This window comes from Amycolatopsis sp. NPDC102522 (assembly GCF_055584485.1).
Window position 1 is genome coordinate 1 of sequence record NZ_JBVJLY010000020.1, and the last position, 14409, is coordinate 14409.

Below are 14409 nucleotides of genomic sequence, written 5' to 3' on the forward strand. Positions count from 1 at the left end.
AGATGTGTTCTCGGTCACAGATGGAGCCCTTCTGGGTCGCGTTCGACGACCCGATCTTGGTCCATCCATGGCTTACACGGTTGTCATGACACGGCCCGCTGCGCCAGGGTGTTCTCCCCGACCGCATAGGCGCCGACCTCGCCCGCGAGGAACGCGTGTGTGCCGCACTCGGCCAGCGCGACCACCCGCGCCTTCGGGAACGCCGACCGGTTCCTGCCCGATCCGGCATAGCCGAACTCCCCGGCATTGCCCGGAGTGTCGGGCAGATCGACCTCGAACCCGTCGATCGCCAGCAATCGCCACCCACGCAGCCACGCGCCACGGGTGTCCAAAGTCGCCACCGGCGCGGCCACACCCTCGAACACCTCACTCATCACCCTCGGCCCCAACCGTTTCCGGGCCTGGGTGATCCCGCTCGCCGTCGGAACAGTCCACGACGCGTCCCAGCATCCCCACCGTGACAACGAACCCGTGACCTTGGTCGCGACCTCTTCGTAGTCATCATCGGGAAACAAACACATCGCCATCGTCAAATACGCCACCACATGCGGCGGCAGCTTCCCGTCCGACCGCTTCGCCCCCGCCCCGCACGCAGCGACAGCAGCGTCGATCACATCCCGGTCAACAGCCGCCACCAGCACACCCAGCGACACCTGATCCGGACCGGCCGTCACACCAGAGCTCATGACCGACGATCAGAACAGCTCAACCCGGACCAGCCCCGCCGCCACGCCGAAACCCAACCCCACCAACATGATCAACTTACGCTACGCGGCATTGGGTTCTAACCATCCTTATCGCTCACGACCCACCTGTTTCTGAGGCTTCTCTGCTGTATTTATTGGCGCTTTTCTTTCGTGCTTCACCTAAACGTGTAATAGAACATCTGTTCGACTGCGGGTAATGTTGATCTCGTGGCCATCGACAGCGCATCCCCGACGACACCCGCCGAGTGGTGGCGCGTCGACACCGCGATGTTGCATGCCCGCAAACAAGAGTTGGAAGTCCTCAAGCGTCAGCTGGATGCCGAGCAGAACGCGATCCTCGCCGAAATCAACACCCGAGGGATCCGCGGCTGCTCCGGACATTCAACGCTGGCGGCGCTGATCTACGAAGACTTCCTGGTGACAGACAAGGAAGCCAACGACCGTGCCGACCGTGTCCTCGCCCTCCACCCCGGCCCCACCATCGGCGGCGACCCAACCCCACCTCTCGCGCCCCTGACCGCCGATGCGGCCGCGGAAGGCGCGATCGGTGGTTCGCAGATCGACGCGATCATCCGCACCCTCGCCCGTATCCCCTCCACAGTGGCGGAAGGCAAGATTCGAGACGGCGAAAAGATCCTGGTTGATCTCGCTCGTCATACCGGGCCTCGTGCCATCGCCCGAGCCGGACGGCGCTTGTTGGACAGCCTCGATCCCGACGGGAAGGAACCCCGTAATGAGGATCCCAAGGATGTGCGGCCGGAGTTGCGGTTCGTCAAACACCGCGACGGCACCCTCGGCCTCAAGGCGACGCTTGACCTGGAAACCTACGCCCGCCTGAAGTCTGACCTGGATCCCATGGCCAAGCCCCACAAGGCCATCGACGGCATCCGGGACCCCCGCACCCAAGATGAGCGCTATGGGGATGCCTTCACCGACTATGTGCGCCTGAAAACCACCAGCCGCAATTTGCCCGGCCAGGCAGGCGAGGCCACCCACATCCTCGTCACCATGTCGTACGAAGACCTGATCAACGATCTCGGTGAAGCTCACCTGGATCTAGTCGGGCCGATCAGCGCCACCGACGCCCGCATCCTCGCCTGCGACGCTCGTGTCAGACCCGGAGTCCTCGGCACCGCGGGCGAACCCCTCGACATCGGCCGCTCCAAACGCACGGTGTCGCTGGCTCAGAAGTACGCACTCACCATCCGCGACGGAGGCTGCGCGTTCCCTGGCTGCGATATGCCGGTGCCGCGTTGTACGGCGCACCACATTGTTTTCTGGCGTCATCACGGCGAAACGAAAATCGACAATCTCGTGCTCCTCTGCACGAGACATCACCGCCTGATCCACCGCAGCGAATGGAAAGTCCGGATAGCCCAAGACGGACTTCCCGAATTCACCGCGCCCGCCTACCTCGACCCGACAGGAGAACCCAGGCGCAACACCATGCACCTCAGGACATAGGCCGAACCCTGTGAATCCCCAGAACCGAGACGTTCAAGGTGGTCGTGGGTAGGTCGGCGGCCCTGCGCGACGCTCGCTTCTGAGACACCGGCTGCGTGGATTTTGTAGCGTTGGATGATCCGAAATCCACACAGTCTCGCGCTTGTCGTGCCGACCCCCAGGTGGGAGCTGCCTCAGCCGAAGCGCGGCAGGCGGCCTCGCCGATCGCGTTTCGTCGGCTATTGGCTGCCCGTCTCCCGAAGACCCAGAACCTCAACCGCGAGCGGAAGGAAAGGAAGGCCATCCGTGCGGCTTCTCAAGGATCTCGATGGTCGCCTGGTCGACCAGGAAGTACTGCCCGCCGTCCTCGCGGGGGTTCGTGTAGGCCGCAGTCGCGACCAGGCGCTCGAAGTCGGCCATCACCGCGATGGGATAGCCGCCGTCGAAGACCTTCCCGTGCGCGGCTGTCGCGACGGTCCCGGTCTCGTACCAGGTCACGAAGTACTGGGCGGGACCGACGGCGAACACGCGCAGCGTCTTTTCCTTCTGCCGGACGCCGGTGAAGTCGCCGGACACGCCGGTCCAGATCATCGTCGTCCTGTCCGCGTAGTGCTGCTCCAGCACGTTCCCCGAGCCGTAGTGGAAGTTCGCGCGCAGCCCGACGAGGTCGTTGCTGAGCTGATGGGTGCCGGTCACGGGGAAGAAGCGGACATCGAGTTCCACGGGCTGAACCTCCGGAAGGATCGCTGTTTCCGAAGGTTTAGCACCGGGACCTTCCGGAATCGTTGTCCGGCAAGGCAATCCTGTTGTCGGAGAACGCGGGGCTCAGCCGAACATGCCAGGCTGGTAGTCGCCCGCCGGGGTCCCTGCGATGACGTTGAGCCGGTTGTAGGCGTTGATCGTGGCGACCAGCGAGATCAGGGCGCCGATCTCGTCGTCGTTGTAGTGCTTGCGGACCTGGGCCCAGGTCTCCTCGCTGACACCGCCGTGTGCGTCGGAGATGCGGGTGCCCTCCTCGGTGAGCGCCAGTGCCGCGCGCTCCGCGTCGGTGAACACGTTCGCTTCCCGCCAGGCGGCGACCAGGTTGAGGCGCACCGAGGTCTCGCCGGCGTGTGCGGCGTCCTTGCTGTGCATGTCGGTGCAGAAGCCGCAGCCGTTGATCTGGCTGGCGCGCAGCTTCACCAGTTCCTGCGTCGAGTGCGGCAGCGAGGACTCCTCGATCGGGCGGCTCGCGGCGCCGAGACGCTTGACGAACTTGGCGGCGACCTCGTTCTCGAACAGGTTGAAACGCGCTTCCATGATCTTTCCTCTCCGTCGGTTTCTGAACACATGACGATCGGGACGGGGAGGTTGTGACAGCCTTCGAAGTGACGCCGGTCACCCGTGGAGGAGGTCGGCGAGGATCTCCGCGCCGTCGACGACGCGGGGGCCCGGCCGGTTGAAGTAGGCCGGTCCGTCCAGGATGTGCACGGCGGGGATGTCGTCCCAGCCGGGCAGGCCGGTCAACAATGGAAGCTCTGCCTCGGTCCGTTCGGGCGGGAAGCCGCACGGGATGAGCAGCAGCACGTCGGGTCGTGCCTCGACGACGGCGTCCCACGGGATCGGGCGGGTGTGTTCGCCCGCGGCGGCCAGCAGCGGGATGCCTCCGGCGGCTTCGATCTGCTCCGGGACCCAGTGCCCGGCGGGCCAGAGCGGATCGAGCCATTCGATGGCCGCCACCCGCGGGCGAGGCCGTCCCGCGACCCGGGCGCGAACCGCCGCCAGGCGTTCCTGAAGACGGCGAGTCTCAGCGGCTGCCCGTTCGGGGACACCCAGCACTTCGCCGAGCGTGGTCAAGCAGGTGAAGACGCCATCGAGGGTTCGCGGTTCGAGGCTGATGACCCGGGTGTCGCCCTCCATCGTCCGCACGGTCTCGGAGACCTGTCGGTAGGAGACCGCGCAGACGTCACAGAGGTCCTGGGTGAGGACGACGTCGGGCCTGGCGGCGGAGAGCAGGTCGGCGTCGAGGGAGTACAGGCCCGAGCCGCGATGCTCGCCGCCGACGGCCGCCGAGATCTCCCGGCTCGACAGCACGTCGTGGTCGATCGCGCTGCTCGTCACCACCGGGACGTCGTCCAGGGCGCCCGGCGGCCAGTCGCATTCGTGGGTCCGGCCGGCCAGTGACGGCAGGAGCCCGAGGGTCGCGACGAAGTCCGTCGCGGCCGGGAGCAGCGAGACGATTCGCATCCGTCCACGGTAGGCGACCAGCGCATCCTGCACATCTGCGCGGAACATTTGCGTGAAAGTGCGCTAATAGAGCATTGACGTTGCACAAAACTGCACCTAACGTGACAGCTACTGCGCACAACTGGCACGGATGGGGAGTTCATGAGCGGGACCTTCATGGCGGCGGAGATCGCGAGCCAGCCCGGACGATGGCGGGACGCGGCGGCACTGGCCTCGGCGAACAGTGAGCTGCTGCCGCAGCCGGGCGCGCGGGTCGCGATCGTCGGCTGCGGCACGTCGTGGTTCATCGGCCAGGCGTACGCCGTCCTTCGCGAGTCCGCGGGGCTCGGCGAAACCGACGCCTTCGCCGCGTCGGAGTTTCCGGAGGGCCGTGGCTACGACCACGTCGTGGCGCTGACCCGGTCGGGTACGACGACCGAGGTCCGCGCCCTGCTGGCGAAACTGCGGGGGAAGACGCCGACCATCGCGATCACCGGTGTTCCCCGCGAGATCGAGGACGCCGCGGACACGATCGTCGACCTGTCCGTCGTGGACGAACGCTCGGTCGTGCAGACCCGCTTCGCCACGACGGCGCTGGCGATGCTGCGCGCGCACCTCGGCGAGGATCTGACCGTGGTCGCCGACCAGGCGGAACGCGTGCTCGCCGAACCGCTGCCCGACGAACTGGTCGGCGCGGAACAGTTCAGCTTCCTCGGCACCGGCTGGTCGGTGGGCATCGCGAACGAGGCCGCGCTCAAGTTCCGCGAGGCCTGTCTACTGTGGACGGAGTCGTACCCGGCGTGGGACTACCGGCACGGCCCGATCAGCATCAGTGAACCCGGCCGCGTGACCTGGATGTTCGGGCAGGCGCCGGAGGGCCTGGCCGAAGACGTCGCCCGCGCGGGCGGCCTGTTCGTCGAGAGCGGCCTGGACCCGCTCGCCGACCTGGTCCGCGCGCAGCGCGTCGCCGGGGCGATCGCCGCCCGCAAGGGGCTCGACCCGGACAACCCCCGCAGTCTCACCCGTTCCGTCGTCCTGACCTGAGGCCGCCATGATCGTCACCGTCACGCCGAACACCGCGCTGGACGTCACGTACACAGTGGACGGTCTCCGGTCAGGTGGGGTGCACCGGGCGAGGAACGTGCGGCACCGGGCGGGTGGCAAGGGCGTCAACGTCGCCCGCGTGCTGCACACGCTCGGCGCCGACGTCCGCGCGATCCTCACGGCGGGCGGCGCGACGGGAGTCGCCGTCGAGGGTGACCTCGCGGCGGCCGGTATCCCCGCCGACATCGTGCCGATCGGCGGGGAAACCCGGCGTACCACCACGGTCCTGGCGGACGACGGATCGGTCACGCTGCTGAACGAGCCCGGGCCGCGGCTGACCGAGGCCGAGTGGCAAACGCTTGCGGCGGCCGTCCGAACCCGGACACCGGACGTGCTCGTCTGCTCGGGCAGCCTGCCGCCGGGCGCCGGGGGTTACGCCGGACTGCTCGGCGACACACCATCCATCTTGGACACTTCTGGCGAAGCGCTGCTCGCCGGGCTCGCCGCAAAGCCGTCCGTCGTCAAACCGAACGCCGACGAACTGCGCGAGGTCACCGGCCTGCGGGATCCGGTGGCCGCCGCGATGGAACTCCGCAAGGCCGGGGCAAGTGCTGTCGTCGTCTCGTTGGGCCCAGAGGGGCTGCTGGCGGTGACCGGATCCGGCACCTGGCACGCGGCACCGTCCACTGTGCTCACCGGCAACACCACCGGCGCGGGTGACGCCGTCGTCGCGGCGCTCGCGCTGGGACTGAGCCGCGCCGAAGCCTGGCCGGACATCCTGCGCCGGGCCGTCGCCCTGTCCGGGGCGGCCGTGCTCGGCCCGCTCGCCGGGGACGTCGACCTCGCGCACTACCAAGCGGAACAGGGGCTGGTCGCCGTGCGCGCCCACCCGGATTAGGAGAAACAGTCATGCCTCTGGCAGGAACCGGGGAGATCGTCGGAGCCGCCGCGGCGGCCCGGTACGGCTGCGGCGCGTTCAACGCGATCCAGCTCGAACACATCACCGCGATCATCGATGGCGCCGCCGCGGCGGAAGCACCGGTGATCGTGCAGCTGAGCCAGAACGCCGTGAAGTACCACGGCTCGCTGGCGCCGGTCGGCACGGCGGCGCTCGCCGCGGCCAGAGGAGCCGCCACGCCGGTCGCGGTGCACCTCGACCACGCGGAATCGGTCGACCTCGTCCGCGAGGCCGTCGCGCTCGGGTTCGGTTCCGTCATGTTCGACGCGTCCAAACTGGACTACACCGACAACGTGCGCGCGACCCGCGAAGTCGCCGCGTACTGCCACGACCACGGAGTGTGGGTCGAGGCCGAACTCGGCGAGGTCGGGGGCAAGGACGGCGTCCACGCGCCCGGCGCGCGCACCGATCCGGACGAGGCCGCGGAGTTCGTGGCGTCCACCGGCGTCGACGCGCTGGCGGTGGCCGTGGGCAGTTCGCACGCCATGCTCACCCGTGACGCCGCCTTGGACTTCGAGCTGATCGGACGGCTGCGGGAACGGGTGCCGGTGCCGCTGGTGCTGCACGGCTCGTCGGGCGTGCCCGACGACGGGCTGGCCGAAGCGGTGCGAGCCGGGATGACAAAGATCAATATCGCCACCCAGCTCAACAAGGTGTTCACGGCGGCCGTCGCGGACGATTGGCGTGCCCATCCCGAGCGCGTCGACCCGCGGAAGTACCTCGGTGCCGGACGTACCGCTGTCGCCGTCGAGGTGCGGCGGCTCTTGGGAGTGCTCAAACTTTGATCATGTTGAACCGGTCAAGGTGACGATTGAGCAGACTTTGCGCGATTGAGTGTTGACATGTGCGTGAAACCTCACAAAACTGCGCAAGAACAAGCAGAACTTGTGTGATCTTCGATCCAGGTGGTGGCGGATGCGGGTAGGCAAGCTCACGGCATTGACGGCAGGGGCGGCGCTCCTGCTCGCGGGATGCGGCGGCGGGGACGCGGCCGGAGGCACCGGCGAGAACGCGCTCCCGGGCGTCGACCAGTTCCTCAACGCGCCCTGTCCGGAAGCGGGGGTGAAACCCGCTACGGACAAGGAATTCACGTACTGGTCCATGTGGACGGCCGACGAGCCGCAGGGCAAGGTCCTGCAGAAGGCCTTCAAATGCTTCCAGGAGAAGACCGGCGTGAAGGTCGACGTGCAGTGGCTGGGCCGCAAGGCCTACACCCAGAACCTGGTGCCCGCGCTGAACACCGACGCCGTGCCGGACCTGTTCGACCAGGACGTCAGCAAGGTCGGCGCGGCGATCATGACGCCGGGTGGCACGCAGAGCGTCGACGACGTGTTCGCGATGAAAGTCGGCGAAGGCGACAAGACCGTCAAGGACGTGCTTTCGCCCAGCTCGTACGACTTCCCGCAGAACAAGGACCGCGAGGGCCACAACTTCATGGTCCCGTACACGATCCAGTCGAGCGCCTGGTGGTTCAACAAGGACACCGCCGGTGACGTCCAGCAGCCGAAGACGATGGACGAGCTGATCGGCCTGTTCGACAAGGCCAAGACCGACGGCAAGTCCGCGATCAGCCTCGACGGCGACATCCCGTTCTACAACATGTACTTCTACACCCAGCTCGCCGAGCGGCACGTCGGCGCGGGCGGGCTCTACAAGGCGGCGACCGACAAGACCGGCCAGGCGTGGAAGACCGAGCCCGGTTTCCTCAAGGCCGCCACCGAAACCGCGAAGCTGCCCAAGCACTTCATCGACGGCTGGGACGCGGCGAAGTTCCCGCAGGTGCAGCAGCGCTGGGCCGACGGCGACTCCCGCTTCCTCTACGTGGGCAGCTGGGCGCCGAGCGAGACCCGTGAGTACCTGGACAAGCAGGGCGCCGGGACCAAGATCAACTACGGTTCCTTCCAGTTCCCGATGCCGGCCGGCGCGACGCACGACACCGTCGAGCAGATGTCGATCGGTTTCTCGGTGACCAAGAAGGCCAAGCACGCCGAGGCGGCCAAGGCGTTCATCGCCTACTTCCTCAACAAGGACCTGCTTTCCGGGATCCCCGCGGTGGCCGACAATCTCGTGCCGCGCGCCGACCTCGCCGTGCCGGACGACCTCAAGCAGGTCAAGGCCGCGCTGGACGACCCGAAGAAGGAGCACGTCCTGCAGTACGACGGGATCGACGGCATCGCCGGCGGCAAGTGGCAGACCGAAGTCTTCGACCCGGCCGACATCGCCCTGCTGAAGGGGCAGCTCACTCCGGAGCAGTTCGTGGACCAGCTCGCCACCAAGGGCGCCGAATTCTGGAGGAACCAGGGCTGATGGCCACGGTCACGACCAAGTCGGCGCGGGCCTTGAAGGCCGGGGCTCACTTGCAACGCAAGAAACGGCTGTTCTGGCCGTTCGCGGCGCCGGCGCTGGCGCTGTACCTGGCCTTCCTGGTGTTGCCGACGATCGCGACCGTGGTCCTGAGCTTCACCAGCTGGGCCGGGGCGGGGGACACGCCGAAACCCAACGGCGTCACCAACTACACGCAGATGGTGTCGAGCGACTCGTTCCAGTACGCGTTCGGCAACACGCTGATCTACGTGTTCCTCGGCGGGATCGGCACGTTCGCGCTGGCGTTCCTGTTCACCATGGTGCTGCGGGACATGAAGGGCGGGAAGACCGTCCGCGCCATCCTGTTCTTCCCGAACATCGTGGCGCCGGTGGCGCTCGGCATGTTCCTCGGCTTCGTCTTCAAGTACCAGCCGGGGAAACAGGGCCTGGCGAACTACGTGATGGAGAGCCTCGGCGCCGACGCGGCGAAGTTCCTCGCACCGTCCAATGTGACCGGTGTGGTGACGGCTTCGCTGATCTGGGCCAGTTCGGGCTTCTACATCACCATCCTGATGGCCGCGGTCGACCGCATCCCGCCGTACCTCTACGAGGACGCGGAACTGGGCGGCGCGTCGCCGTGGCAGAAGTTCAGGAACATCACGCTGCCGATGACCTGGGACGTCGTCGGTGTCGCCGGGGTGCTGTGGACGATCAACGCGCTCAAGATCTTCGAGCTGGTGTTCGTGCTGGCCGGGCCGGGCACCTACGCCCCGCCCAACGAGGCGTGGACGCTGGGGATCTACGTGTTCGACCGGACCTTCGGCTCGAACGGCACCCCGGACTTCGGTGCCGCCTGTGCCTGCGCGGTGGCGATGATCGCGCTGGTGTCCGTGCTCGTCGTCCTGCTCCGTCGTTTGATGCGCCGTGACGCGATCCAGTTCTGAGGGAGACCCCATGTCCGTCACCGACGTCGAGGCGCCCGCCCGGCGAGCGGCGAAACCGGTGCGCAAGCCGCCACGCAAACCGCGTCCGGCGCCCGGCTCGAAACGGTTCAGCCCGTTGCGCGTCCTGGGTTCCACGATCGTGTGGCTGTTCACCGCCGGCAACATCCTGGTGCTGTACTGGCTGCTCACGGCGTCGTTCAAGACGCCGGTGGAGATCTTCACCAAGCCGTTCGCCCTGCCGTACCAGTGGTTCCATGTCGGCAAGCCGTTCCGGAACTTCATCTACGCCTGGAACAACGCCGGTTTCGGCGACGCCGTGCTCACCACGGTGGTCCTCGTCGGGCTGGCGACGGTCGTCACGGTCGCCGTCTCGGCGCCCTGCGCGTACGCCCTGACCCGCCTCGGTGTCCGCGGCGCCGGGCCGATGACCAACGTCGTCGCGATCGGGATGGGCGTGCCGTTCCAGACCGTGATCATCCCGCTGTTCGTAGTGCTCAGCAAGATCCACCTGGACAACGAGTACGGCCTGTTCGTGCTGTACGTGGCGCTGTCCATCCCGTTCACGGTGTTCCTGATGACCGGCTTCTTCCGGTCGCTGCCGGACGAACTGGAGGAGGCGGCCGCGCTCGACGGCGCGTCGCCGATGCGCACGTTCTTCTCGGTCATGCTGCCGCTGACGCGCGGCGGCATGATCACCGCGCTGACGCTGAACGCCATCGGCCTGTGGAACGAGACGCTGCTGGCGATCGTGTTCCTCAAGGACCAGGCGCATTTCACGCTCTCCCGCGCGCTCTTCACCTTCTACGGGGCCGCGAGTTATCAGTCGGAGTACGGCGGCCTGATCGCCGGTGTGGCGATCGTCGTGCTCCCGATGCTCGTGCTCTACCTCGTGCTCGCCCGCCGGATCATCACCGGCCTGACCCTCGGCGCCGGAAAGTAGGACCTGATGGCCACCGTGACCTTTTCCGACACCACCCGGTTCTACGCGGGGGTGGAACGCCCGGCCGTCGATGGCCTCGACCTCGAGGTCGCCGACGGCGAGTTCTTGGTGCTCGTCGGCCCGTCCGGCTGCGGGAAGTCGACCACGCTGCGGATGCTGGCCGGGCTGGAAGGCGTCGACGACGGCTCCATCCACATCGGCGACCGCGACGTCACCGAGCTGCCGCCGAAGGACCGGGACATCGCGATGGTGTTCCAGAACTACGCGCTCTACCCGCATATGACGGTGGGGGAGAACATCGGCTTCCACCTGAAGCTGGCGAAGATGCCCAAAGACGAACGCGAACGCAAGGTGCGCGAGGCCGCGGCCGTGCTCGACCTGACCGAGTACCTCGACCGCAAGCCCGCGAAGCTGTCCGGTGGTCAGCGGCAGCGGGTCGCGATGGGCCGGGCGATCGTGCGCGAGCCGAGTGTCTTCCTGATGGACGAACCACTGTCCAATCTGGACGCGAAACTCCGCGTGCAGACGCGGACCCAGATCGCGTCGCTGCAGCGGCGGCTGGGCATCACCACGCTCTACGTCACGCACGACCAGGTCGAGGCGATGACCATGGGGGACAGGGTCGCCGTGCTGAAGGACGGGCTCCTGCAGCAGTGCGACACGCCCGTCGGGCTGTTCGCCAAGCCTGTCAACGTGTTCGTCGCCGGGTTCATCGGCTCTCCGGCGATGAACCTGCTGGAGACCACTGTGGACACTGACGGCGCCGTCGTCGGCGGCACGCGGCTGCCGCTGACCCCGGCACAGCGGTCGGCGCTGACCGGTCCCGGCATCGTCGTCGGCGTCCGGCCCGAGGGCTGGACGATCGGGGACGGCGGCTTCGAGGCCGTCGTCGAGGTCGTCGAGGAACTCGGCAGCGATCAGTACCTCTACTGCCGGGACGGCGACCGCGTGCTGACCGTGCGCACGCCGGGGATGGCCCCGTGGCAGCGCGGTGAGCCGATCTCGCTGGCGCCGCAACCGGGCGCGGTGCACCTGTTCGACGCCGCCACCGGCGATCGGCTCCCGGACGCATGACCCGCCTGTACCGCACCGGGCTGGTGCTCCCGGCCGCCGAGCTGGGGCCGGAGAACCCGCTGCCGCCGCTCCGGAAACCCGAAGCGGTGGCCAAGGTGTCCAATGTGGACGAGCTGCCGCCGGATCTGGCGGAGAACATCGGGTACGGCCGCCTGGACACCACGTTGCCGTGCCTGCTGCAGGACGGCTACACCCGGGAGCGCACGGAACGCGAGCTCCCGGCTGTGGTGCTGGAGAACGACCAGCTCCGCGCCACGGTGCTCCCGTCGCTGGGCGGGCGGCTGTATTCACTGGTCCACAAGCCGTCCGGCCGCGAACTGCTCTACCGCAACCCGGTGTTCCAGCCCGCGAACGTCGCGCTGCGGGACGCGTGGTTCGCCGGTGGTGTCGAGTGGAACCTCGGGAGCACCGGGCATACGACGCTGACCTGCGAGCCGATGTTCGCCGCGGAGATCGAGGGCCCGGACGGCACGCCGGTGCTGCGGCTGTGGGAGTGGGAACGCACCCGCGACCTGCCGTACCAGATCGACTTCTGGCTGCCCGACGAATCGGACCAGCTGCTCGTGGCGGTGCGGGTGCGGAACCCGCATCCCTACGACGTCCCGGTGTACTGGTGGTCGAACATCGCGGTGCCGCAGAACGCGGAGACCCGCGTGCTGGCTCCGGCGGCCCAAGCCTGGCACTACGGCTATTCGGGGCGGCTCGACCTGGTCGACGTCCCCGGCGAGCTGACTTACCCGGCCCGTGCCGAAGCCGCGGCGGACTACTTCTTCGAGGTGACCGGAAGGCCGTGGGTCGCGGCCGTCGAGAGCGACGGGACGGGACTGGCCCAGCTGTCCACCGGGCGGCTGCGCGGGCGGAAGCTGTTCCTGTGGGGCGAGTCCTCCGGCGGACGTCGCTGGCAGGAGTGGCTGGCGCCCGAGGCAGGCGGCTACCTGGAGATCCAAGCCGGTCTGGCCCGCACCCAGCTGGAACACCTGCGGTTGCCGCCGGGGGAGAGCTGGGATTGGCTGGAGGCCTACGGTCCGGTCGCCGCGGATCCCGCCGCGGTGCACGGTGACGATTGGGACGTGGCTCGCGAGGCCGTCGTCGCCGGTCTGCCGTCGGCCGAGACGCTGGACGAGTACCACGAAGCTTGGCGGAAGATCGCCGACGTCACCCCGGAATCCTTCCTGGCCACCGGTTCCGGCTGGGGAGCGCTGGAGAACCGGCGGGCGCCGATGTGCCTGCCCGGCACGCCGTTCCCGGACGATTCGCTGGGGCCGGACCAGGAGCCGTGGCTCGCGTTGCTCGACGGGACACCGCCCGACGGGGATCCGCTCGCCGTGCCGCCGCCCACGCTGGTGAACCGGTACTGGGCGGATCTCATGGAGTACGCCCCGAAGAACTGGCTGACCTGGTACCACCGCGGCGTCGCACACTGGGCGGCCGGACGGCAGTCGGACGCGGTCCGCGCCTGGCGCGAGTCCGTCTCGGCGGACGAGAATCCTTGGGCGCTGCGGAATCTCGCGGTCGCCACGTCCGGGCACGAGGCCGCCTGGCTGTACCGGCGAGCGGTCGCTCTCGCGCCGTCGCTGCGTCCGTTGGCGGTCGAGGCGATAGCGGCGCACCTCGCCGCCGGGCTGCCGGACGAGGCGAGCGCGCTGCTGGAAGGGCTTCCCGTGGAAGGGCGGATCGCGTTGCTGACCGCCCGCACCCGGCTCGCCCGAGGTGACCTCGCCGGGGCCAAGGCCGTCTACGACAACGGTTTCGAGGTCGCCAACATCAGGGAAGGGGAAACATCTCTTTCGGACACCTGGGCGGCGGTTTCCGATGAACCGCTGCCGGAACACCACGACTTCCGAATGAAGTGAGCGGCCGGGCCATTCGACCGGCGTGCCGCTCGCGGTGGACAACCGCGATGCAGCATACTGCTCGAAACAGTGGCCAACAGCGCAACGTCATGCGCGATAGGTCGCGGCGAGCTAGGAGGGGCGCGGATGGCCCGGCACGAACGGCTGAGCACCCTGCTGGACCTGCTGGGGCAGCGGGAGAAAATCGACGTCGAGGACGTGGCGGAGGAGCTGAACGTCTCCGCGGCCACGATCCGGCGCGACCTCGATCATTTGGCGGAGCAGCAGTTGCTCACCCGCACCCGGGGTGGCGCGGTGGCCAACGATCTCGCCTACGACCTGCCTTTGCGGTACAAGACCGCGCGGCACGTGCCCGAGAAGCAGCGGATCAGTGTCGCCGCGGCGTCGCTCGTGGCGCAGGGCATGGTGGTCGGCCTCAACGGCGGGACGACGACGGCCGGGGTCGCGCGTTCGCTGGCCACGCGGTCGGATCTGGCGAGCCTGCGTGATTCGCCGGGGCTGACGGTGGTCACCAACGCGCTGAACATCGCGCACGAACTCGCGGTGCGGCCGCATGTGAAGATCGTGGTCACCGGTGGTGTCGCGCGCCCGCAGTCGTTCGAGCTCAGCGGTCCGCTGGCCACCCGCGTGCTCAGCGAACTGACGATCGACCTGCTGTTCCTCGGGGTCGACGCGTTCGATGCCGAGGCCGGCGCCTTCGCACACCACGAGGGTGAAGCGAGTATCAACCGGCTGATGGTCGAGCGCGCGGAACGCGTCGTCGCCGTCGCCGACGGGTCGAAGCTGGGCCGCCGGGCGTTCGCGCGGATCTGCGCGACCACGCAGGTGCATGCCCTGGTGACGGATTCCAACGCCGATCCGAAGGTGCTGCGGGCCTTCGAGGCCGCAGGGGTCGAGGTCCAGGCGGTCTGACTTCTCGTCCAAGTACATGAAGGCC

General features: G+C 68.0%; 14 protein-coding genes. 10 read left to right on the forward strand and 4 right to left on the reverse strand.

All coding sequences use genetic code 11. The features are described 5' to 3' along the window. Positions 1 to 83: 83 nt before the first annotated feature. A complete protein-coding gene (locus tag ACZ6YV_RS33305) occupies positions 84 to 686 on the reverse strand; it encodes a transposase domain-containing protein (protein WP_465513396.1) in 603 nt (200 codons plus the stop codon). 228 nt (positions 687 to 914) lie between these two features. Here ACZ6YV_RS33305 and ACZ6YV_RS33310 point away from each other — a divergent pair, with 228 nt between their 5' ends. Next, a complete protein-coding gene (locus ACZ6YV_RS33310; RefSeq protein WP_465513397.1) occupies positions 915 to 2171 on the forward strand; it encodes an HNH endonuclease signature motif containing protein in 1257 nt (418 codons plus the stop codon). Between the two features lie 252 nt (positions 2172 to 2423). Here the strand turns inward: ACZ6YV_RS33310 and ACZ6YV_RS33315 are convergent, their stop codons facing one another. The 3 genes from ACZ6YV_RS33315 to ACZ6YV_RS33325 all read right to left on the reverse strand — a co-directional run bounded on the left by ACZ6YV_RS33315 (position 2424) and on the right by ACZ6YV_RS33325 (position 4376). Beyond that, positions 2424 to 2873 carry a MoaF C-terminal domain-containing protein gene (locus ACZ6YV_RS33315; protein WP_465513398.1) on the reverse strand — a complete coding sequence of 150 codons (450 nt, stop codon included), beginning with the start codon at positions 2871 to 2873 and terminating at the stop codon, positions 2424 to 2426. Between the two features lie 102 nt (positions 2874 to 2975). After that, positions 2976 to 3449, reverse strand: coding sequence for a carboxymuconolactone decarboxylase family protein (locus tag ACZ6YV_RS33320; protein ID WP_378242165.1), 474 nt, complete (start codon positions 3447 to 3449; stop codon positions 2976 to 2978). A gap of 78 nt (positions 3450 to 3527) precedes the next feature. Then, on the reverse strand, positions 3528 to 4376 hold the full coding sequence (locus ACZ6YV_RS33325) for a cobalamin-binding protein (protein ID WP_465513399.1): 849 nt from the start codon (positions 4374 to 4376) through the stop codon (positions 3528 to 3530). 141 nt (positions 4377 to 4517) lie between these two features. Between ACZ6YV_RS33325 and ACZ6YV_RS33330 the strand changes: the two genes are divergently transcribed. From ACZ6YV_RS33330 to ACZ6YV_RS33370, 9 genes are all read left to right on the forward strand, one after another. Continuing rightward, a complete protein-coding gene (locus ACZ6YV_RS33330) occupies positions 4518 to 5399 on the forward strand; it encodes an SIS domain-containing protein (protein WP_465513400.1) in 882 nt (293 codons plus the stop codon). A gap of 7 nt (positions 5400 to 5406) precedes the next feature. After that, positions 5407 to 6297 (forward strand): 1-phosphofructokinase family hexose kinase, encoded by an 891-nt coding sequence (locus tag ACZ6YV_RS33335; protein WP_465513401.1) that lies wholly within the window; start codon positions 5407 to 5409, stop codon positions 6295 to 6297. An 11-nt stretch (positions 6298 to 6308) separates the two neighbouring features. Next, on the forward strand, positions 6309 to 7142 hold the full coding sequence (locus tag ACZ6YV_RS33340) for a class II fructose-bisphosphate aldolase (protein ID WP_465513402.1): 834 nt from the start codon (positions 6309 to 6311) through the stop codon (positions 7140 to 7142). 130 nt (positions 7143 to 7272) lie between these two features. Then, positions 7273 to 8664, forward strand: coding sequence for an ABC transporter substrate-binding protein (locus ACZ6YV_RS33345; protein ID WP_465513403.1), 1392 nt, complete (start codon positions 7273 to 7275; stop codon positions 8662 to 8664). Beyond that, the gene (locus ACZ6YV_RS33350; protein ID WP_465513404.1) at positions 8664 to 9605 is read left to right on the forward strand and encodes a carbohydrate ABC transporter permease; all 942 of its coding nucleotides are present in this window, start codon (positions 8664 to 8666) and stop codon (positions 9603 to 9605) included. Before ACZ6YV_RS33345 ends, ACZ6YV_RS33350 begins: the two co-directional genes overlap by 1 nt. Positions 9606 to 9615: 10 nt before the next feature. After that, positions 9616 to 10545, forward strand: a complete 930-nt coding sequence (locus ACZ6YV_RS33355; RefSeq protein ID WP_378242157.1) for a carbohydrate ABC transporter permease — start codon at positions 9616 to 9618, stop codon at positions 10543 to 10545. 6 nt (positions 10546 to 10551) lie between these two features. Further along, positions 10552 to 11619, forward strand: a complete 1068-nt coding sequence (locus ACZ6YV_RS33360; RefSeq protein WP_378242156.1) for an ABC transporter ATP-binding protein — start codon at positions 10552 to 10554, stop codon at positions 11617 to 11619. After that, the gene (locus ACZ6YV_RS33365) at positions 11616 to 13472 is read left to right on the forward strand and encodes a DUF5107 domain-containing protein (protein WP_465513405.1); all 1857 of its coding nucleotides are present in this window, start codon (positions 11616 to 11618) and stop codon (positions 13470 to 13472) included. Before ACZ6YV_RS33360 ends, ACZ6YV_RS33365 begins: the two co-directional genes overlap by 4 nt. A gap of 126 nt (positions 13473 to 13598) precedes the next feature. Continuing rightward, entirely contained in the window at positions 13599 to 14384 is a 786-nt protein-coding gene (locus tag ACZ6YV_RS33370; protein ID WP_364019976.1) for a DeoR/GlpR family DNA-binding transcription regulator, read from the forward strand. Positions 14385 to 14409: the final 25 nt, after the last annotated feature.